The organism is Micromonospora sp. WMMC250 (genome assembly GCF_027460215.1).
Taxonomy (GTDB): Bacteria; Actinomycetota; Actinomycetes; order Mycobacteriales; family Micromonosporaceae; genus Micromonospora; species Micromonospora taraxaci.
Genome location: NZ_JAPZBJ010000002.1, coordinates 5,583,635 through 5,604,696, shown reverse-complemented (window position 1 = coordinate 5,604,696; position 21,062 = coordinate 5,583,635). Strand labels below are relative to the sequence as shown.

17 protein-coding genes are annotated in these 21,062 nt (G+C 72.2%); 7 read left to right on the top strand and 10 right to left on the bottom strand.

The window, feature by feature from the left end:
- Positions 1 to 114: 114 nt before the first annotated feature.
- Positions 115 to 330, bottom strand: coding sequence for an FmdB family zinc ribbon protein (locus tag O3438_RS25335; protein ID WP_269682224.1), 216 nt, complete (start codon positions 328 to 330; stop codon positions 115 to 117).
- A gap of 54 nt (positions 331 to 384) precedes the next feature.
- On the opposite strand from O3438_RS25335, the gene O3438_RS25330 reads away from it, so the two are divergent.
- The 3 genes from O3438_RS25330 to O3438_RS25320 all read left to right on the top strand — a co-directional run bounded on the left by O3438_RS25330 (position 385) and on the right by O3438_RS25320 (position 6,342).
- Complete coding sequence (locus O3438_RS25330) at positions 385 to 1,878, top strand: lytic murein transglycosylase (RefSeq protein ID WP_442929658.1); 1,494 nt, start codon at positions 385 to 387, stop codon at positions 1,876 to 1,878.
- 75 nt (positions 1,879 to 1,953) lie between these two features.
- Positions 1,954 to 2,970 (top strand): GNAT family N-acetyltransferase, encoded by a 1,017-nt coding sequence (locus tag O3438_RS25325; protein WP_269683751.1) that lies wholly within the window; start codon positions 1,954 to 1,956, stop codon positions 2,968 to 2,970.
- 93 nt (positions 2,971 to 3,063) lie between these two features.
- Complete coding sequence (locus tag O3438_RS25320) at positions 3,064 to 6,342, top strand: lamin tail domain-containing protein (protein ID WP_269682222.1); 3,279 nt, start codon at positions 3,064 to 3,066, stop codon at positions 6,340 to 6,342.
- Positions 6,343 to 6,406: 64 nt separating this feature from the next.
- On the opposite strand, the gene O3438_RS25315 is transcribed toward O3438_RS25320, so the two are convergent.
- The 6 genes from O3438_RS25315 to O3438_RS25290 form a co-directional block, all read right to left on the bottom strand.
- Positions 6,407 to 6,916 carry a helix-turn-helix transcriptional regulator gene (locus O3438_RS25315; RefSeq protein ID WP_269682221.1) on the bottom strand — a complete coding sequence of 170 codons (510 nt, stop codon included), beginning with the start codon at positions 6,914 to 6,916 and terminating at the stop codon, positions 6,407 to 6,409.
- Between the two features lie 769 nt (positions 6,917 to 7,685).
- Complete coding sequence (gene hemB, locus O3438_RS25310; protein ID WP_269682220.1) at positions 7,686 to 8,669, bottom strand: porphobilinogen synthase; 984 nt, start codon at positions 8,667 to 8,669, stop codon at positions 7,686 to 7,688.
- Positions 8,670 to 8,689: 20 nt separating this feature from the next.
- Positions 8,690 to 10,270, bottom strand: coding sequence for a uroporphyrinogen-III synthase (locus O3438_RS25305; protein ID WP_124819086.1), 1,581 nt, complete (start codon positions 10,268 to 10,270; stop codon positions 8,690 to 8,692).
- Positions 10,267 to 11,235, bottom strand: coding sequence for a hydroxymethylbilane synthase (gene hemC, locus O3438_RS25300; protein ID WP_269682219.1), 969 nt, complete (start codon positions 11,233 to 11,235; stop codon positions 10,267 to 10,269). The genes O3438_RS25305 and hemC overlap by 4 nt, the downstream gene beginning before the upstream one ends.
- On the bottom strand, positions 11,232 to 12,629 hold the full coding sequence (locus O3438_RS25295) for a glutamyl-tRNA reductase (protein WP_269682218.1): 1,398 nt from the start codon (positions 12,627 to 12,629) through the stop codon (positions 11,232 to 11,234). The genes hemC and O3438_RS25295 overlap by 4 nt, the downstream gene beginning before the upstream one ends.
- On the bottom strand, positions 12,626 to 13,396 hold the full coding sequence (locus O3438_RS25290) for a redox-sensing transcriptional repressor Rex (protein WP_269682217.1): 771 nt from the start codon (positions 13,394 to 13,396) through the stop codon (positions 12,626 to 12,628). Before O3438_RS25290 ends, O3438_RS25295 begins: the two co-directional genes overlap by 4 nt.
- A 369-nt stretch (positions 13,397 to 13,765) precedes the next feature.
- Between O3438_RS25290 and O3438_RS25285 the strand changes: the two genes are divergently transcribed.
- Together O3438_RS25285 and O3438_RS25280 are read left to right on the top strand one after the other, a co-directional pair.
- Positions 13,766 to 15,070, top strand: a complete 1,305-nt coding sequence (locus O3438_RS25285; RefSeq protein ID WP_269682216.1) for a sensor histidine kinase — start codon at positions 13,766 to 13,768, stop codon at positions 15,068 to 15,070.
- Positions 15,071 to 15,110: 40 nt separating this feature from the next.
- Positions 15,111 to 15,764 carry a response regulator gene (locus tag O3438_RS25280; protein ID WP_269682215.1) on the top strand — a complete coding sequence of 218 codons (654 nt, stop codon included), beginning with the start codon at positions 15,111 to 15,113 and terminating at the stop codon, positions 15,762 to 15,764.
- Here the strand turns inward: O3438_RS25280 and O3438_RS25275 are convergent.
- Genes O3438_RS25275 through O3438_RS25265 form a run of 3 tightly spaced genes read right to left on the bottom strand, consistent with a single transcriptional unit; the run spans position 15,745 to position 18,298 of the window.
- Positions 15,745 to 16,407 carry an HAD family hydrolase gene (locus tag O3438_RS25275; RefSeq protein ID WP_269682214.1) on the bottom strand — a complete coding sequence of 221 codons (663 nt, stop codon included), beginning with the start codon at positions 16,405 to 16,407 and terminating at the stop codon, positions 15,745 to 15,747. The genes O3438_RS25280 and O3438_RS25275 overlap by 20 nt on opposite strands.
- A 21-nt stretch (positions 16,408 to 16,428) precedes the next feature.
- Positions 16,429 to 16,683, bottom strand: a complete 255-nt coding sequence (locus O3438_RS25270; protein WP_030329740.1) for a glutaredoxin family protein — start codon at positions 16,681 to 16,683, stop codon at positions 16,429 to 16,431.
- Positions 16,673 to 18,298: an AMP-binding protein gene (locus O3438_RS25265; RefSeq protein WP_269682213.1), complete on the bottom strand. Its 1,626-nt coding sequence runs from the start codon at positions 18,296 to 18,298 to the stop codon at positions 16,673 to 16,675. Before O3438_RS25265 ends, O3438_RS25270 begins: the two co-directional genes overlap by 11 nt.
- 587 nt (positions 18,299 to 18,885) lie before the next feature.
- On the opposite strand from O3438_RS25265, the gene O3438_RS25260 reads away from it, so the two are divergent.
- Both O3438_RS25260 and O3438_RS25255 read left to right on the top strand, forming a co-directional pair.
- Positions 18,886 to 19,869, top strand: a complete 984-nt coding sequence (locus O3438_RS25260) for an ECF subfamily RNA polymerase sigma factor, BldN family (protein ID WP_269682212.1) — start codon at positions 18,886 to 18,888, stop codon at positions 19,867 to 19,869.
- A gap of 278 nt (positions 19,870 to 20,147) precedes the next feature.
- A complete protein-coding gene (locus O3438_RS25255) occupies positions 20,148 to 21,023 on the top strand; it encodes a DUF5667 domain-containing protein (RefSeq protein WP_269682211.1) in 876 nt (291 codons plus the stop codon).
- The last annotated feature ends 39 nt before the right edge of the window (positions 21,024 to 21,062 follow it).

Genomic DNA, 21,062 nt, shown 5'->3' with positions numbered 1-21,062 from the left:
CTGAGTCCGAGCGATCACACATCGTGAGAACGGCCGGGCAGGTGCCGCCTCAAAGTGCCACTCGGCCCTGCTCACGGCAAGGACAGCCCACCATGCGGCAGAAAGTCGGCCGGATCAGCAGCCGCAGGCGCCGCCGCAGCAACCCCCACCGGCGGGTGCCGGGGCACCACCGGCGGCACCACCCCGGCCGGTGACCGCGATCGCGGACAGCAGCTTGACCGTGTCGGTGTGGCCGTGCGGGCAGTTCGCCGGCTCACCGGCCGCCGCCATCGAACGGTTGACCTCGAAGGTGTCGCCGCAGGCGCGGCAGCGGAACTCGTACCGGGGCATGCACCCAGGGTACGTGGATCTGACGTTCGGCGGGCTATGGGTGATACTCGACGTGTGGTGGACGGCGAGGACGACACGCGTGTGCAACGGTTACGACCGGCCGCTCCTCTGGACGAGCCACTGGAGGGCTCGGGGGCGGCGCCTGATCCGGTGTCCGCGGTGCCTCGCCCCCGCAGACCCTGGCTGAGCGGACGTTCCGGGGGCGCAACGCGCACACCAGCTGCCACGCCGACCGCCGACGCTGCTTCCGGTCCGGGCGCGGGCGGCACGCCGACCCCGGGCACGCCCGACTCGACCACCGACAGCGGGAACACGCCGGTCGAAGCCCCGAAGACCGAGGCCACAGCGGTCGCGGACCCGAAGATCGAAGACCCGAAGGCCGCAGGTCCGACAACCACGGAGGCCAAAGCCACCGACGTCACGGCCGCAGAGGCGGAAGGCACCGACGCCACCGGGGCCAAAGCCACCGACGTCGCAGAGACCGAGGGCACCGACGCGCAACCCAAGACGCTGGCCGCCGCCAAGGACCCGGCGAAGACCACCGTGGACGAACTGCCGGTGGTGCCCGCGTCCGGCCGGGCCCGGCGACGCCGGGTGCCCTTCGCGCACGCGGTACGGCTGGAGCCGCGCCGCGCGGCAACGACCGCCGCCTACGCGACCCGTGCCTGGGCTCGCCGCCCGAGCGGCCGACTCACCCTGCCGGGGGTGTTCCTGCTGGCGCTGGTGGCCGCCACCGCCGCGGCGGGTGCGCTGCTCGTGCCGGCCACGATTCGCGCACCCCGCCCGGTCGCGGCCGACGCCACCGCGACGGCGACGCAGGGCGCGCCGCCCGCTGTGCCGCCCGGCCTCCCCATCGAACCGCTTCCCACCGGCCCCCTCCCGACCGGACCGTTCCCGACCGGTTCGGTCCCCGGCGGCGGGCTACCCAGCGGTGGACTGCCGACCGGGCAGCCGACCGTAGGGCCGGTGATCGGAGGTCGACCGTCCGACGCCCTGGCCGGCTGGGCTCAGCAGGTGGGCGCCAAGGTGGGCGTCCCGGCTGTCGCCATGCAGGCGTACGGCTACGCCGAGCTGGTCCTCGCCCAGACCAACCGCAGCTGCGCGCTGAGCTGGACCACGTTGGCCGCGATCGGCCAGGTCGAATCGGGGCACGGCTCGGCGAACGGTGCCCGGTTGGGCCAGGACGGCAAAGCCCTGCCGAAGATCATCGGCCTTCCGCTGGACGGACAGGGCGGCCGGATGCGGATCATCGACACCGACCGTGGGGAGCTCGACGGCGACCGGGTTCTCGACCGCGCGATCGGGCCGATGCAGTTCATTCCGACCACCTGGAAAGAGATCGGCGCGGACGCCGACAACGACGGAGTCAAGGACCCGCACGACCTGGACGACGCCGCCCTGGCAGCAGGCAACTACCTCTGCAAGGGCGGGCGCAACCTGAGCATCGCCAGCGACTGGTGGAACGCGATCCTGTCCTACAACGATGTGCGGCGGTACGCCCAGGACGTCTACAACACCGCGGACCGGTACGGACGGGCCAGTCGCTGATGAAGTGATCGTCTCGATACGTTGGAGAACTGGACACTTCCCCCGGGCAGCTGTTAGCGGCAAGCTAGACGGGTGATGGTGCGCGAGTGGGACCCCAGGACCGCGTCGTCTGCCGAGATCGCGTCGCTGCTGGGCACGCTGAACGCGGTTCTGGCGGCCGATCTGCCGCAGGACCCGCCGTGGCGGGAGACCTCGCTGCGGGAATACCTCACCGAGGTAATGCCGGGTGAGCGGCGGATCTCGTGGATCGCCCAGGCTGAGCCGACCGGTCCGGGCGACCCGGGCGCGGTGCTCGGCCAGGTGCATGTGCTACTCCTCGGTGACATCGGTGTGCTCGAGGTGCTGGTGCACCCGTCCGCGCGGCGCAGCGGTCTGGGCCGTGACCTGGTGTTGCTTGCCGCCCGCCGGGTCTACCAGGAGGGCTTCCAGTCGATCGGGGTGGAGGTCGTCGGCGACACGCCAGCGGTGGCGTTCTACGAGTCGCTCGGCTTCACCCGGGAGTACGTGGAGACCCGCAGCGTGCTCGACCTGACAGCTGTCGACTGGGCCGAGCTGGCCGAGATGGCCACCGGCATCGGCGCGGGCTACCAGGTGGAGTTCTTCCCCGGCGGGCCGCCGGACGACCTGCTCGAGGCGTACGCGCGGGCGAAGGCCGAGGTGCGCGACGTCGACGAGGTTGAGCTGCGCCCCAGCTCCTACGACCCGGAGCGGCTGCGCGACAGCCTCGACACCCTGCACCGACGGGGTATGAAGCCGTACATCGTGCTCGCCCGGCACGAGCAGAGCGGCGAGGTGGCCGGCCTGACCGAGGTGGTCGTCCCGGCGCAGCACCCGACCCGCGCCGACCAGTACGACACGATCGTCGCGCAGGACCACCGGGGTTACGGCATCGACCGGGCGATCAAGGCTCGGATGCTGTTGGAGTTGCGCTCCGCCGAGCCGGAACTGATCGAGGTGCAGACCTGGAACGCGCAGGCCAACGAGGCGATGCTGAAGGTCAACGCCGAGTTGGGTTACCGGTCCGACCGGGACTGGTGCGAATACAGCGTCGACGTCGCTGAGCTGGTGCACCGCCTAGACCCGCCGCACTGAGGGAATTCACGAAACTGTCCATTAGGGGATGGACGGTGGACAGTCGCGCACCTTAACGTGCGTTGACCCCCATCCACCCATCGTGGAGGCCCTATGCGCCCGCGCCGCTCATTCGCCGCGCTCGCGACCGCCACCGCCGCCGTGACAGTCACGGCGCTCGGCGTCGCACCCACCGCGGCCAGCGCCGCGCCCACCGACCTGTTCATCTCGGAGTACGTCGAGGGTTCGTCGAACAACAAGGCGATCGAGCTGTTCAACGGCACGGGTGCCGCCGTCGACCTGGCGGCCGGCGGCTACCAGTTGCAGCTCTACTTCAACGGCTCCACCACGGCCACCACCATCGCGTTGACCGGCACCGTGGCAGCCGGCGACGCGTTCGTGTTCGCCAGCGCCTCGGCCGGGGCCGCCATCCTCGCCCAGGCCGACCAGACCACCGGGGCGAGCCTGTTCAACGGTGACGACGCGATAGTGCTGCGCCGGGGCACCACTGTGCTCGACTCGATCGGTCAGGTGGGCGTCGACCCGGGCACCGAGTGGGGTGCCGGCACGACCAGCACGGCGGACAACACCCTGCGTCGGCTGCCGACCGTCGCCGCCGGTGACACCGACCCGTCGGACGCGTTCGACCCCGCCACGCAGTGGGCCGGCTTCCCGGTCGACACCTTCGACGGCCTCGGCACGCACACCGTCGACGGCGGGGGCCCGGTCGACGCGCCGGCCACGCTGACCTGCGGCAGCGCACTGGTCACCGCGGCCGGCACGGCCGCGACCCGCGAGGTCACCGCCACCGACCCCGACGACACGATCGTCGAGCTGGCGGTGACGGCGGTCAGCCCGACCCCGTCCAGCGGGTCGATCACCCGTACCGCGTTCACCCCCGCAGAGGGTGTGGGCGGCACCGCCCGCGCCACCGTCAGCGCGAGCGCCGACCTCGCCGCCGGGGCGTACACCGTCACCCTGACCGCCACCGACGCGGGCGGTGGCACCGCCAGCTGCGCGCTGGCCGTGCAGGTGACCCGGGAGCTGACCGTCGGCGAGGTGCAGGGTCCGACCACCGACGCCGAGGCCGGTCCGACCGACAGGTCGCCGCTCGCGCCGGCGAGCGGCAACGGCACGAGCAGCACGCTGTACGACGTACGCGGTGTGATCACCCAGTTGACCCTGGCGCGCACCTCGGCCGGGGCGGATCAGCACGGCTTCTTCCTGCAGAGCCGTACCGGCGACACCGACGGGGATCCGACCAGTTCCGACGGCATCTTCGTGTTCATGGGCGCGTTCACCTCGCTGATCGGCGGCTACGTGCCGACCGTCGGGGATGAGGTCGTGCTGCGGGCCCGGGTGTCGGAGTACTACAACTTCACTCAGCTCTCCGGTGCCTCCCTGGTTCGTCGGATCGCCGGTGGCCTGGCCGTGGACACCTCGGTAGCGGTCACCGACGCGGTGCCACCGGTCGAGCTGGCCGACGCTCAGCGTTTCTGGGAGCGGCACGAGGGCGCCCGGATGCGGGTACGCGCGGGCAGCGGCGCGGTCAGCGGACGGGACGTGTTCTCGTCCACCGCCGACGCCGAGCTGTGGGTGGTCGACCGGGACGACCCGCTGCTGGACCGCGCCGACCCGTACACCAGGCGGGTCTTCCGCGATTCGCACCCGCTGGACAACGACCCGACCCGCCGCTTCGACGACGGCAACGGCCAGCGGACGTTGCTCGGCAGCATGGGCGTGAAGGCCACCGCCGGGGACAGCACCGCGCTGCTCCCGCCGGCGCACACCTTCGACACGCTGCGGGCGGACGCTGTCGGCGGCGTCTACTACTCGTTCGAGAAGTACGGCGTCCAGGTCGAGAGTGCCGAGTTCGACGCCGGTGCCGACCCGTCGAAGAACAACCCGCCGAAGCCGGCCGACCGGTCGCAGGAGGTGGCGGTCGCCACCTACAACGTGGAGAACCTGTACGACTACCGCGACGATCCGTTCGACGGCTGTGACTTCGCGGGCAACGCCGGCTGCACCGGGGTCAGCCCACCGTTCGACTACGTGCCGGGCAGCGAGGCGGAGTACCGGCAGCAGCTGGCCGCGCTCGCCGACCAGATCGTCAAGGACCTGCACGCCCCGGACCTGATCCTGGTGCAGGAAGCCGAGGACCAGGACATCTGCACGGTCTCCGGCACTGCGCTGAGCTGCGGCGACACCAACGACGCGGACGGTGCGCCGGACAGCATCCAGGAGTTGGCGCTCACCGTCGCGGCCGCTGGCGGGCCGGCGTACGCCGCCGCCTATGACCGGACCGGCGCGGACGCCCGCGGCATCACCGCCGCCTTCCTCTACCGCACGGACCGGTTGTCGCTGGCCGCCGCGACGGCGAACGACCCGCTGCTGGGCTCGGCACCGACCGTGCAGTACCGCTCGGCGGGGTTGCCGACCAACGCCGATGTGCAGAACCCGAAGGCCCTCAACGCGGTGCTGCCGTCGGACGTGGACACCTCCACCGGGAAGGACGGGAACAACGTCTTCACCCGTGCTCCTCAGCTGGGCAAGTTCACGGTGGCCGCCGCGCCCGGCTCGTCGGAGCGGTTCACCCTGTACGCGCTCAGCAACCACTACTCGTCCGGTCCGGACAGTCGGGTCGGGCAGCGGCGGGAGCAGGCTCGCTACGGCGCGGCGATCGTCACCGCGATCGAGGCGGCCGACCAGACGGCCCGGGTGGTCTACGGCGGGGACCTGAACGTCTTCCCCCGCCCCGACGATCCCATCTCGACCGGCGATCAGCCCACGCCGTCGGACCAGCTCGCCCCGCTGTACGAGGCCGGCCTGCACAACCTGTGGGACACCCTGGTCGCGGAGGTGCCGTCGTCGGCCTACTCGTACAGCTTCGAGGGGCAGGCGCAGACGCTCGACCACCTGTTCGTCAACGACGCGCTCCACGACGACCTGGTGCAGGTGCGGGCGGCACACGTCAACGCCGACTGGCCGGCGGAGTTCACCGGCGACGGGTCGCGGGGTTCCAGCGACCACGACCCGCAGGTGGCCCGGTTCCGCTCGCGGGCGTCGCTGACCGTCGCCGACACGGCGGTGGTAGAGGGCAACCAGGGCACCCGGCAGCTCACCTTCACCGCCACTGTGTCCCGGCCGCTGTCCCAGCCGGTGCTGCTCTGCGCCGCCACCGTCGGCGTCACCGCGCAGGTCGGCACGGACTTCGACGCGTACGCCGGATGCAAGGTGTTGGCGGCAGGGCAGACGTCGGTGGTGTTCCCGGTGTCGGTACGCGGTGACCGCAAGCGGGAGTCGGACGAGAAGTTGACGTTGCTGGTGGCCGGCGTACCCGGTCTCCGGCTGGTCGATCCGCTCGCGGTCGGCACGATCACCAACGACGACTGACGTCGAGCGATTCGGCGAGGCCCGTCGACCCGTACCGGGTCGGCGGGCCTCTCTCGTGCCGGGCTCACACCAGCCCACGCGGAGGCCAGGGCGGCCGGGGCAGGTGCCGGTTCTGGGCCACGCGAACCTCCCATTGGCTGCGCCGACGCATCGCGTCCCGGACCTCCCGATTGCGGTAGAACGTCTCCGGTGGACGGGCGAGCCCGTAGACGTCCGCCCACCACTCGCCCGGCTCGGGGTCGAGGATGGTGTCCAGGTGCGATGGGTAGCGACGCTCCGCGCCGTTGAGAGTGTCCTGCCAGTCGCGCATCGGTTTCAGCACCCGGCCGAACTCGTCAACCACGGTCAGCCGGCAGCCCACCACCCCGATGATGCGCCGGAGCAGGACGATGCTCGGCACCATGCGGCCGGCCTCGATCCTGCCGATGGTGGCGTGGTGCACACCCGCCCACCGGGCCAGCTCGCGTTGGCTCAGATCGGCGCGGCGCCGGACCGCTCGGACGATGCCGGCGGCCGGCCAGGGCGCGGCGGACGGTTCGGTGATCAGGACCGGCTCGGCTGGGGAATCACTCACGTCGTCACCGTCCCGCCTGGTGCGGCTGGCCGCAATCCCGAACGCCTCAGCTGTGGACAACGAGCTGGCCTGTGGATAACTCCCACGGCTGGCAGGTGACTGTCCGTGTTTGAGCGCTGGCATGTGTCGCCGTCACGCGGAGTGAAGGGATTTCGCGCTAATCGGCCGGGTCGGAACATCTGAACGTGCCCACCCCTCGCTCGACCAGGGAGACTCGGGTCCCGCCGGCCAGCCACCCAACACCCCCACCGCCCCCTTTGCTCTGCAGTTCGATATGCACCAGTGACGGACTGTAGGCGTCGCCGTCGTGGGTGCAAAGCAAAGGATGGGAGGAGGGTGTTGGGTGCTGGGTAGATGGTTACGCTGCGCAAGCGGGCAAGCCGGCGGGCGGGCGCGACCTGCGCGCCACGAGCCGGTGTGGCAAATCGGTCGTCAGTTGGCCGTTCGGGCTACGCCTGCTTCGCCCATCGCGCCTTGATCCACTCGGGTTCGCCGAAAACGCGGTATCCGAGGGCGGGGATACCGCCAGATCGGGGAACCCGAGTGGATCAAGCCCGGTTCGGCAGGACCTACCGCCGCTGCCGCCTGCGAGCCCCGGCCACGACGCGGTCAGGACGCGGCAGGGCGTGCGCGAGGCCGCGCGGTCCTGCGCGCTGCGGGGCGGCGTAACCAGCAGGGGCAGGCAGGCCCCGAGTCAGTCGGCCCAGGGCTTGGTAGGCACCGGGTCGGAAGGCACCGGGTCGGTAGGTCCCGGTCAGTGGGCCCCGGGTCAGTAGCGCTCGCGCAGCAGCTGGGCGGCTTCGACGGCCCAGTAGGTGAGGATGACCTGCGCGCCAGCCCGCTTGATCGAGGTGAGCGTCTCCAGCATCACCCGCTCCCGGTCGATCCAGCCGTTCGCGGCGGCGGCCTCGACCATCGCGTACTCACCGGAGACCTGGTAGGCGGCGACCGGGACGTCCACGGCGGCCCGCACCGCCGACACCACGTCGAGGTACGGCAGTGCCGGCTTGACCATCACCAGGTCGGCACCCTCGGCGACGTCGAGCGCGACCTCGCGCAGCGACTCCCGCAGGTTGGCCGGGTCCTGCTGGTAGGTGCGCCGGTCGCCCTCCAGCGCCGACTCCACCGCGTCGCGGAACGGGCCGTAGAACGCCGAAGCGTACTTGACGGCGTACGCCAGCACCGCCACATCCTGGTGCCCGGCGGCGTCGAGGGCCCGGCGGACCACGCCGACCTGGCCGTCCATCATCCCGGACGGCCCGACCATGCCGACCCCGGCGGCGGCCTGGGCCACCGCCATCTCGGCGTACGCGGCGAGGGTCGAGTCGTTGTCGACCTCGCCGTCGGGGGTGAGCAGCCCGCAGTGCCCGTGCGAGGTGAACTCGTCCAGGCACAGGTCACTCATCACCACGGTGGCGTCACCCACCTCGGCCACCACGTCGCGGATCGCGACGTTGAGGATGCCGTTCGGGTCGATGCCACCGGAGCCGGTCGGGTCCCGCTGCTCCGGCACGCCGAAGAGCATGATCCCGCCGACACCGGCCTGGACGGCCTCGACCGCCGCCTTGCGCAGCGAGTCCCGGGAGTGCTGGAGCACTCCCGGGAGCGACCCGATTGCCCGGGGCTCGCTCAGCCCTTCCTTGACGAACATCGGCACGATCAGCTCGGCCGGGTCGACCCGGGTCTCGGAGACCAACCGGCGGATCGCCGGGGTGCGGCGCAGCCGGCGGGGCCGGATCTCGGGGTACGACATGGAAGGGCCTCCTCGAACGACTACCGGAAGCGCAGAGCGGTCGGGCCCTGCACCTTTGAGCCGCGGCGCTGCTTGGCCGGCATGGCGGCCAGCTTCTCGCGCAACTCGACGGCGTAGGCGGCGAGCGCCTCCACCAGGTCGGGCACCGAGGCGTGCGGCGGCTGGACGTCGACCCGGAGGCCGAACTCCGTCGCGGTCTCCGCCGTCTTGGGCCCGATGACGGCAACAACGGTGCGGGCGTGCGGCTTCCCGGCGATGCCGACCAGGTTGCGCACGGTGGAGGACGAGGTGAAGAGCACCGCGTCGAACCCGCCCGACTTGATCGCGTCACGGATCTCGGCGGGCGGCGGCGCGGCCCGTACCGTCCGGTACGCGGTCACGTCGTCGACCTCCCAACCGCGCTCGGTGAGCCCGGCGGCGAGCGTCTCGGTGGCGATGTCGGCGCGCGGCAGCAGCACGCGGCCCACCGGGTCGAGGATCTCGTCGTGCGGGGAGAACTCGGCCAGCAGCCCCTCGGAGGACTGCTCCCCGGCGGGGATCAGCTCCGGCTGGATGCCGAACGCGCGGACCGCGTCCGCCGTGGCCTCACCGATGCAGGCGATCTTGACGCCACCGAAGTGCCGGGCGTCCAGGCCGTGCTCGGCGAACTTCTCCCAGACCGCGCGGACCGCGTTGACCGACGTGAAGATCACCCAGGCGTACCGGCCGTCGACCAGGCCCTTGACGGCCCGCTCCATCTGCGCTGGAGTACGCGGCGGCTCGACGGCGATGGTCGGCACCTCGCACGGGATCGCCCCGTACGCGCGCAGTCGGGCGCTCATCGCACCGGCCTGCTCCTTGGTGCGGGGTACGAGCACCTTCCAGCCGTACAGCGGGCGGTTCTCCCACCAGCTCAGCTTGTCGCGCTGGCCCACGCCGACACCGACGGTGAGCACCACCCGGCCGGTGAAGCCGAGCGCGGCGGCCACGAAGCTGTCGACTGTCGACGTGGTCGTGTACTGGGTCTCGCCGGTGCCGTCGCCGGTCACGCCGACACCGGTGGTGCCGTCGACCCCGGCGGCGAGCAGCCCGTCCCGGACGGCGGCGAGGTCACCGGCGTCCACGGCGAGCGCGAGGGAACCCCGGCCGACGGCAGTGGCGAGCGCCTCGAAGTCCAGTGCGCTGACGTCCTCGACGTCGGCAGCCGTACGCACACCCGGCAGGGGAACACCGGCGTAGGTGGCCACACCCTCGGCCTGGCCGACGCCGGGCACCACCTCGAAGTGGGCGGCGGTGCGGGCCACCGCCTGCACCTCCTTGACCACCGAGTCGTGGCCGAACGGGTCACCAGCGACCAGGTGCACCGCGTTCAACCCGGAACGGGCCGCGGAGATCAGCACCTTCGCCACGTCCCCCGGCGCGCCTTCGGCGGGGGTGAACTCGGCGTCGTCCCTGGCTTCGGCGCGTACGACGGCGAGCAACGACTCCGGGACACCCCGGTCGTAGATCACCTGGTCGGCGTCGACCAGGGCGTCGTGCGCCCGGCGGGTCAGCAGGCCCGGGTCACCGGGGCCAGCCCCGACGAACGCGATACGGCCGACGGGCTTACGGGTGCGGGTCATTCTGTGCTCCCAAATTGCTGGGTCCCCGGGCCGGTGTGTCCTTCGTGGCCGAGGATCGAGTCGGCGCCGAGGTCGAGGAGTTCGGCGGCGAGTGCCTTACCGATCTCCGCCGCGTCGGCGGGCGTTCCGGTGCGGGACAGCCGGAGGTCACGAGTGCCGTCCGGGCTGATCACCGCCCCGCGCAGGTAGATCTCATCGCCGGTCTCGCCTTCGGCGAGCTCGGCATAGGCGGCGACGGGTGCGCTGCACCCGGCCTCCAGGGTTGCCAGAAACGCGCGTTCCGCGGTGACCGCGGCACGCGACGGTGCGTGGTCGAGCACCGCGAGCAGCTCGACCAGGTCCTGGTCGTCGGCCCGGCACTCCACGGCGAGCGCCCCCTGGGCGGGGGCGGGCAGCATGAGCATCGGGTCCAGCGATTCGGTGATCACGTCGAGCCGGCCGAGTCGGGCCAGCCCGGCCCGGGCCAGGACGACAGCGTCGAGGTCGGCGTCGGGGCCGAGCACCCGCGCCAGTCGGGTGTCCACGTTGCCGCGGATCGGGGTGACCTCCAGTTGCAGGCCGAGGGCGTGCAACTGGGCGATCCGACGCAGCGCGCCGGTGCCGACGGTGGCCCCGGCCGGCAGCTCGGCGAGCGTCCGACCGCCGCGGGCGACCAGCGCGTCACGCGGGTCCTGCCGGGCCGGCACCGCCGCGATGTGCAGCCCGCCGTCGGCAGCCGTGGGCAGATCCTTGTAGGAGTGCACAGCGAAGTCGATCGTCCTGGCGACCAGGGCGTCGCGCAGCGCGGAGACGAACACCCCGACGCCGAGCCGGTGCACCGGCGCGGTGGAGCGGTCGCCCGCCGTGACGACCTCGACCAGTTCGACGGGGCGGCCGGTGGCGGCGGTCAACGCTTCGGCGATCTGGCCCGACTGGGCCATCGCCAGGGCGCTGCCCCGGGTGCCGAGGCGCAGGGGGGCGGTCATCGCGCACCTCCGGTGGGCGGGGTCGGCTCGGCGGTGTCGACCCGGGGCATCGGGTCGGTGCCGGGCAACGGCAGGCCGAGGTCGGGCGTGAGCACGTCCGGAACGGTGTCCACCGGCGAGGTCTGCGGGACCTCGAGGTCGAACAGTTCGCGCAGCAGGGCCGCGTACTGGTCGCCGCCGGGCTCGGCAGCCAACTGCCGGACCTTGACGGTGGGTTGGTGCAGCAGCCGCTGCACGACCCGGTGCACCGTGCGGGCCACCTCGGCTCGCAGGTCGTCGCCGAGGTCGGGGCGACGCTGGGCGAGCCGGCGCAGCTCGGCGGTGACGACGTCGTCGGCGCGACCACGCAGCGCGGCCACTGTGGGTGCCACGTCGGCACCGCGCAGCCAGGTGAGGAAGCCCTCCACCTCGCTCAGCACGATCCGTTCGACGGCGGCGGCGTCGGCAGCGGCCGGACCGTCGGCGAGCAGCGCCGCCATCCGGTCGATGTCGATCACCTCGACGCCGGGCAGCTCGGCGACGCCCTCTTCGACGTCGCGCGGTACGGCCAGGTCGAGCAGGACCAGCGGACCTCGGGCCGGGTCCCGTTCGGCCAGCGCGGCGCTGACCAACGTACGGGTGAGGACCGGTTCGGTGGACGCGGTGGCGGCCACTACGATGTCCACTGTGGAGAGGGTGTCGGCCAGTTCGGTCATCGGCGCGGCACTCGCCCCGTACGACTCGGCGAGCCGGACGGCCCGCTCGGCGCCCCGGTTGCTGACGGTGAGCGGGCCGGCTCCCAGTCGGGACAGCGTGGCCACTCCGAGCGAGCCCATCGCGCCGGCGCCGACGACCAGGGCCGGGCGGCCGACGAGGTCGCCGTCGAGGTGCCCGGCGGCCAACTCCAGCGCGGCGGTGACGACGCTCTGGCCGGCCCGGTCGATGCCGGTCTCGGCGTGGGCCCGCTTGCCGACCCGCAGGGCCTGCTGCATCAGCTCGTGCAGCAGCCGGCCGGCCGAGTCGGCGCCGGTGGCCCAGTGGTACGCGTCGCGCAACTGCCCGAGGATCTGCGCCTCGCCGACGACCATCGAGTCCAGGCCGGTGGCGACCCGGAAGACGTGGTCCACGGCGGCGGTGTCGTAGTGCACGTACAGGTGGCTGGCGAGCGCCGCCGGTGGGCTGCCGGCCTGCTCGGCCAGGACGGCACAGACGTCGCCGAGCCCGCCGTGGAAACCGGACACGGCGGCGTACACCTCCACCCGGTTGCAGGTGGAGACGATCACCGCCTCGGAGACGTACGGCTGGGCGATCAGGCGGTCCAGGGTGCGGGTCAGGTCGGCGGGGGGCACGGCCAGCTGCTCCAGCGTGGCGACCGGGGCGGTCCGGTAGGACGCGCCGACGACGAGCAGTTTCACGTGCCGATCGCCTCCTGGGTGTCGGGGGCCGCGAACCCGCCCGGCAGGGCGGTGAGAGCGGACCCGCCGGCGGCGGGCAGCGCGGTCAGCGATGCCTTGCGGTGCTCGTGGAAGGACAGAATCTGCAGCTCGATGGCGAGGTCGACCTTGCGCACGTCGACCCCCTCCGGAACCGAGAGTACGCACGGCGCGAAGTTGAGGATGCTCGTCACGCCGACGGCGACCAGAAGGTCTGCGACCTGCTGGGCGGCGGCGGCCGGGGTGGCGATCACGCCGATCGCGAGGGATTCCTCCGCGGCGACGGTGGGTAGGTCGTCGACATGCCGGACGACCAGGCCGTTGATCACCTCGCCAACGCGGGAGGGATCGGCGTCGAGCAGTGCGGCGATCCGGAAGCCTCGGCTGGCGAAGCCGTCGTAGCCGGCCAGGGCGTGACCGAGATTACCCACGCCGACCAGGGCGACAGCCCGTCGTTGGGTGAGCCCGAGCACATACTCGATCTGCTCGATCAGGAGCGCGACGTCGTAGCCGACTCCCCTGGTGCCGTACGAGCCGAGGTGTGAGAGGTCCTTGCGGAGCTTCGCGGAGTTGACCCCGGCGGCGGAAGAGAGGCCCTCGCTGGAGACCGTCTCGTGCCCGCTGTCAGCGAGGTTGTGCAGCGCGCGCAGGTATTCCGGGAGCCGAGCGACGGTCGCCTCGGGCAGGTCCGGGAGCGCTGGTACGGCACCGGCGCGGCCGGGCGCGCCTGGGTGACGGTGCTGACTCATGAGACTCCGTGCGGTGCGATCCTCGGCCAACTCCGCTGGTCGGCCGCTTATGGACTCCCGCTGGCGACCGAGGTTGCCGGCTGTGCTAGCAGGGCGCGTCGGAGTCACAGCGTAGGCGCTTGTGAAGACGTGCACAAATCGCGATCTTGCCGCTGCGTCACGCAACCTCACCAGCACCTCCATTCCGCAAGATCGATCCGACGGGTCTGCCCGCGCGCCGCCCGGGCGATTATTGCTCAATCCCGACTTCTCTGACCAATCCCGCGCCGGCCCGGATCCGGGCCCCTCCGCGGGGGTAGGGGCAGCACTACGACGGAGAGGCGGGGTTTCGGGATGGGGGCGGCGTGCCCCGCTGCCTAGCCTTTTGGCATGACCACCGTTGCCGCCACCAGCGCCCGGCCGCCGCTGGCACCGAGCATCCCCCGCCAACTCCTCGTCGACTCCGGCTACGTGCTGCTCGGCCTACCCCTGGGGCTGGCCAGCTTCGTCGTTCTCGTCGTCGGCCTCTCGGTGAGCGTCGGCCTGGTCGTCACCGTGATCGGCATCCCGATCCTCAGCGGCACCCTCTACGCCGCCCGTGGCCTGGCCGACATCGAGCGGCTGCGGATGGCCGCGGTGCTCCGGCAACCCCGGGTCCGACCGCGCTACCGGCTGCCAGAGCCGGGTGCCAACGTGTGGCGCCGAATCTTCGTGCCGATCCGGGACGCCCAGTCCTGGCTCGACCTGGCACACGGCATCCTCCGGCTGATCGTGGCGATCGGCACCTTCGTGGTGACCGTGGTCTGGTGGGGCATCTCGATCGCCGGGGCGCTCTACTGGGCCTACGACTGGGCCATTCCCAAGCCGTCCGGCGAGGGCGACCAGAACCTGGCCCAACTGCTCGGCCTGGGCGACTCGACCACCGCCCGGATCGGCCTGAACACGGCGGTCGGGGTGTTCTTCCTGATCACCCTGCCGATCGTGGTCCGGGGCTGCGCGCTGCTCCAGGCCAGCTTGGCCAAGGCCATGCTGACCGGGGTGGCCGAGATGCGGGACCGGATCACGGTGCTGGAGGAGCAGAAGCGGGCCGCCGTGTCCGCCGAGGCGTCCGCGCTGCGCCGGTTGGAACGCGACATCCACGACGGCCCCCAGCAGCGACTGGTCCGGCTGGCGATGGACCTCAGCCGCGCCCGGATGCAGCTCAACTCCGACCCGGAGGCGGCCGGCCGGACCATCGACGAGGCGGTCACCCAGACCCGGGACACGCTGGCCGAGCTGCGGGCGCTGTCCCGGGGCATCGCCCCACCGATCCTGGTCGACAGGGGCCTGCCCAGCGCCCTCGCCGCGATCGCCGCCCGCGGGCTGATCCCGATCGAGCTACAGGTGGATCCGCAGCTCGGCACCCCGGCCGGTCGGCTCGACCCGGCGGTGGAGAACACCGCCTACTTCGTGGTGGCCGAGGCGCTGACGAACGTCGCCAAGCACGCCCGGGCCACCGAGGCCACGGTGGCCGTCGCCCGCCACGGTGCCCACCTCCAGGTGCGGGTCGGCGACGACGGGCAGGGCGGCGCACACCTCGCCAAGGGTCACGGTCTGACCGGGATCGCCGACCGGGTACGGGCGGCCGGCGGTGAGCTGACCGTGGTCAGCCCGACGGGCGGGCCCACCGAGGTCCGCGCCGACCTGCCGCTGTGAACCACCGAAAGGCAGCCCCGACGTGGTAGACAACACAGCCATGCGCATCGTGATCGCCGACGACGCCGTCCTGCTCCGCGAAGGGCTGGTCCGGCTGCTGACCGAGAGCGGACACCAGGTGGTGGCCGCCGTCGGGGACGGCGACGCGCTGGTCGAGGCGGTGGTGGAGCATCAGCCGGACGTGTCGATCGTCGACGTCCGGATGCCGCCGTCACACACCGACGAGGGGCTGCGGGCGGCGGTGGAGGCCCGCCGGCTGGTGCCGCGTACCCCGATCCTGGTGCTCTCCCAGTACGTCGAGGTCTCGTACGCCGATGATCTGCTCGCCACCACCGGCGGCTCCGGTGGTGGGATCGGTTACCTGCTCAAGGACCGGGTCGCCGCGATCGACGAGTTCCTGGACGCGTTGCGCAGGGTGGCGGCCGGCGGCACGGTGCTCGACCCGGAGGTGGTGGGTCAGCTCTTCGCCCGACGTCGCCGGGACGACCCGCTGCGCGAGCTGACCCCCCGCGAACGCGAGGTGCTCGCCCTGATGGCCGAGGGGCGCTCGAACACCGCCATCGCGCGTGCCCTGGTGGTCAGCGACGGGGCGGTGGAGAAGCACGTGCGCAACATCTTCACCAAGCTCACCCTGCCGCCGGACACCGAGCAGCACCGTCGGGTGCTGGCCGTCCTCACCTATCTGCGGAACTGACCTGCCGGGCCAGGGTGACCGCGTCGGTGAGGGTGTCGGCCACCGGGTGACCGGAGGCGCGCAGCCGGGCCGGGTCGGTGAACCCGCCGGTGTAGAGGACGGCCCGGCCGCCCACCGCGGTCGCCGCGTCCGCGTCGTCGATGGAGTCACCGATCAGCACCACCGAGGTGCCGTCCACGCCCAGCTCGGCCAGGTGCAGTTTGAGGGACTCGGCCTTCCGGTCGCCGCCGACAGTGGCCCGCAGGCCGTCGACCCGGGTGAAGTGGCCGGTCAACCCGTACGTGTGCACGGCCGGCACCAGCTCCTCGTGGAACCACATGGAGAGCAGGCTCTGGCTGCCGGGCCACGCGGCCATCGCGGTGCGCGCGTCGGCGGCCAGCTCACAGGTCGTCAACCCGGTGCGGTACGCGTCGTGGAAGATCCGGTCCAGTCGGCCGAACTCGTCGGCGTCCACGGCCTGCCCGAGCACCTCGGCGTAGTACTCGGCGATCGGCCGGCGGAACCGCACCCGGTGCTCGTCGGGGGTGACCGTCGGCCCGCCGAGGCTGGCGAACACGACGTTGGTGGCGGACACCACCAGGCTGAGGTCGTTGAGCAGGGTGCCGTTCCAGTCCCAGACGAGGTGCGGGTGCGCAGTGGTCATCAGAGCACCCTAGGTCCCGTGTCAGAGCTGCGGCGTCGTCAGGTCCCGCAGCAGCCGGTCCTCCTCGACCCGCCAGTAACCGTGCTCCTTGCCGTCCAGCATCACCACCGGCAGCCGGTCCCCGTACTCCCGTTCCAGGCCCTCGTCACCGGTGACGTCCCACTCGACCCACTTGTCGCCGGTGACCGCCACCACCCGGTCGAGCGCCGCCTTGGCGTCGTCGCACAGGTGGCAGCCGGGTCGGGTGATCAGGGCGAGCCGGGCGTCAGTGGCCATCGGTTACCTCCGTGCGGGTGTCGGCGGGTGCGGGCCGGCCGGCCGGGGCCGCCGACCGGAGATCAGTCTTGCGTACCTTGCCGATCGCCGAGTGGGGCAGGGCGTCGACGATCTCGACGGCGGTCGGGCACTTGAACCGGGCGAGGTTCCGTGCGCAGTGGGCGAGCAGGTCGTCGCTGGTCACCGGTCGCCCCGGCTTCGGCACCACGTACGCCCGCACAGTCTCGCCGGTCCGCGGGTGCGGCACACCCAGTACCGCCGACTCGGCCACCCCGGGGTGCCCGGCCAGCACCAACTCGACCTCGTGCGGATAGACGTTGAACCCGTTGACCAGGATCAGCTCGCCGAGCCGGTCGACCAGGAAGAGGTCACCGTCCTCGTCGGCGTAGGCGACGTCCCCGGTGCCCCACCAGCCGTCGGCGTCCGGCCCACCCCGACCGTCGGGCCAGTAGCCGTCGAAGAGGTTGGGGCCGCGCACGACGATCTGCCCGGGGTCGGTGCCCGGCGTCACATCGGAGATGTCCAGCTCGTCCGGGTCGTCGTCTCCGACGGCGACCCCGTCGCGCCAGAGGTCCACCCCGTCGGCGCCGACCAGGCGTAACCCCACCCCGGGCAGGGGGCGGCCGATCGAGCCGGCCTTGGCCACACCACCCACCAGGGTGGAGGTCAGCACCGGGGCGGTCTCGGTGAGGCCGTACCCGATGTGCACCTGATGCCCGGTGGCCTCGGTGAAGCGCGCCGCGACCGGGGGTTCCAGCGGCGCCGCGCCACAGACCGCCAGACGCACCGACGCGGTCGCCGCGCGGGCCGTGGGGGCATCGGCCCAGGTCAGAAACATCGACGGTACGCCGACCAGCACGGTGACCCGGTGCCGGGCGATGTCGTCCAGCCCTGCGGTTGGGCCCAGCTCGTCGAGCAGCACTCCGGTCGCTCCGTTGTCGATGACCGCGCCGAGCCCCGAGTTGAGCCCGTACGCGTGGAACAGCGGCAACGCGAGCAGCACGGTGTCCGTCGGCCCGACCACCGGCGGATCGATCCCGTCGACCTGCTGGAGGTTGGCGAGCAGCGCCCGGTGCGAGAGCATCGCGCCCTTGGGTCGCCCCTCGGTGCCGGAGGTGTAGAGCAGTACCGCCAGGTCAGTGCCGCCGCGGCGCGGGCGGTCCGGGCCGGGCGGGTCGGCTGTCGGCGGCGTGCCGTGCACGGCGACGAGCGCGGGCAGCTCGGCGGTCAGGTCGGCGACGAGGTTTCGGACCCGGTCGGTGGCGACGAGCACCGACGCGCCGGAGTCGGACAACACGTGCCGCAGTTCCGGTGCGGTGAAGCCGGGGTTGACCGGCACGGCGACCAGTCCCGCGCGCAGGGCGCCGAGCCAGGTGACCACGAAGTCGATGGTGTTGGGCAGCGCGATCGCGACGCGTGGCGGCGTACCGCCGGGGTCGGTGTGCGGGGCGGCGGCGGACAGGCCACGCGCGGCGGCGTCCACGGCGGCGTCCAGGTCGGACCAGCTGAGCGTCTGGTCGCGCCAGTGCAGCGCGGCCCGGTCGCCGCTGTCGTGAGCCGCCCGGCGGACCCGGTCGGCGAGGTTCGGCGCGGGGTGTACCGAGGCGTCCTGCACGGTGATCGAGTCTGGCACAGCGGGCGACGACAGGCCACGCCCGACGGACGGCCGGGCGCTCGGACGGCGACCCCGATGAGAGTCCCATTCACGGGACTGCCTGGTGTGCCACCGGCGGTTCGATCGGGTCCTGCCGATGGGACGGGCGGCGGCGTCCACAAGCGCTTCGGCGCGCCGGTGCGACTGCCCGGCGGGGTGGGCCGGCCGAACGTCCGACATGCCCTCCGATCAGGTGATCCATCGTGGAACAGCGTGTGAACGGAAAGTCAAACGCACACGACGGACAACCGGTCCGGCATTGGTGCGACGGAGCGGGAAATACTTCCGCCTTGTGTAACGGACTTGCCACGCGCGGGTGACGTTGGCCCTATCATCACTCGGGTCGGGTCACCCCATTTGCCGTGAGTCGACACCCCTCAGCCCGAGGAGGCCCCCGTGCCTGTGAGCGCATTGGACCAGCACCTCCAGGGGAATTGCCGCCCGTCGGCAACCCCCGCGACCGTTCTGCCCGACCGGGAGCCCGGTCGGCCCGTCCCGACGACCCACAGACCGACCCGTCCGACGACCAACGGGGCGGGGGCAGCACGGTGACCACCTTCGGTTACGCGGACCGCCCGCTCGGCCTGACCGGTCAGCCGGCTCGCTCCCACGTCAACGAGCGGCCCACGGCCCGTTCCCCGCTGGACGATCCACACGGCACCGCCGTGCGGGGCGACGGCGCGGCGCACCGGATCCGCAGTCGGCCACACCCGAACGAACCCACACCGCGCCCGTCGGTGCCCGGCGGCAACACGAAGACGCCCGGGGGTCGGGTCGGCGTACCCCCCCGGCCGTTGCCCGCGCAGGGCCGACGGGGCAGCGACACGCCGACGGTGACCACCGATCCGGCGGCGGGCGAGACCGCGGTGATTCCGGCGGTGCCGGCGGAGACGGCGGTGATTCCGGCGGTGCCGGCCGAACCCGCGACCACCCCGACCGGGTTCCCGAGCCGCCCGGATCCGTCCGACCCGGCCACCGAGGTCTGGACGCTGATCGAGCGGGCCCAGGCCGGCGACTCCGAGGCGTTCGGCCTGATCTACGACCGGTACGTGGACACCGTCTTCCGGTTCGTCTACTTCCGGGTCGGCAACCGGCAACTCGCCGAGGACCTCACCTCGGACACCTTCTTACGCGCGCTCAAGCGGATCGGCAGCTTCACCTGGCAGGGCCGAGACCTCGGGGCCTGGCTGGTGACGATCGCCCGCAACCTGGTGGCGGACCACTTCAAGTCGGGTCGGTACCGGCTGGAGGTCACCACCGGCGACGTGCTCGACGCCGACCGGGAGGACCGGGGCCCCGAGGGCAGCCCGGAGGCCGCGGTGGTGGAGCACATCACCAACGTCGCGCTGCTCACCGCCGTGAAGCAACTCAACCCGGAGCAGCAGGAGTGCATCGTTCTCCGCTTCCTCCAGGGCTTCTCCGTCGCCGAGACGGCCCGCGCCATGGGCAAGAACGAAGGCGCCATCAAGGCCCTCCAGTACCGGGCTGTTCGCGCCCTGGCCCGACTCCTCCCGGACGGCTTCCAACCGTAGATTGTTTCGAGAAACCGATGGATGTCGATCAACGTCTGCCCAGCTCAGAGCCGGTGCAGTCCGGTGACAACCATCACTTTGTGTAATTTCCGCCCCGCCTGGCCCGTAACCCGTGCCCGGTCCGCCGCGTTTCTCCGGGTGCGACCGGTGGAGGTCCCGGCAGGCCCGGGCACCGAGGTCCCACCGGTACGCCGGCGGCACCTCACCTCCGTGGTGTCACACTGCCGCCCGGTCGCTGGCAACGACGGCGGCCGACCGGCCGTGACCAGCGAGAGGAGGTGCCTGCGGTGGACGACATCCTCTTCTCCCGCCGGCGCGCCGAGCGCTTCGCGCAGCTTCTCGACGAGGCCAACGGCGCTCGCCGGCACCACGTGCGATCGCGGGTGGACGCCCAACTCGCGCCACTCGTGGCGGTGGGCCAGCGCCTCAGCGTCGATCCCCCGGCTGTCGAGGTGAACCCGGAATTCCGGACCGGCCTGCGGGCGATGCTGCTCGCGACGGCCGAACGGGAAGGGCTGGGCACCGCACCAGCGGCCGGCGAACCAGCCACCACGACGACCCGTGGGCGGCTGCTACCGGCGGTCACCGCGCGTCGGGCCCGAGCCCGGGGCGCGATCCTGGTCGGCATCGCCGCCGGCGCCATCGCCGTCTCCGGCATCTCCGCCGCCAGCGAGAACGCGGTGCCCGGCGACGCGCTCTACGGCATGAAGCGCTCGACCGAACGCGCCCAGCTCGCCCTGGCCAGCTCGGACATCAGCCGCGGCCAGCTCTTCCTCGACTTCGCCCGGACCAGGCTCGGCGAAGCCGCCAAGCTGCGCGGCGACCGGATCGGCTACAGCGCGGTCCTCGACGACATGGACGCCGACACCCGGCAGGGCGTACGCCTGCTCACCTCCGCCGCGGTGCAGCGGGCCGAGCCGGGCAGCCTGGACACCCTCAACACCTTCGTCGCAGGCCAACGTCGCGCGGTGAGCGGCCTGCTCGACGGGAGCACCCGCGCCGACCGGGAACGCACCCAGCGGTCGCTGCTCCTCCTGGACGACATCCGGGAACGTTCGGACTCGCTGCGCGCGGCTATCGCCTGCGGCCTCCCGGCGCCGACCACCAGCGACACCCTCGGGCCCGACCCGAAGGCCTGCCCCGGGTCCCGCTGATCCCTATACCGCACGTCCGACCGGCCGCGCCACAGTTCG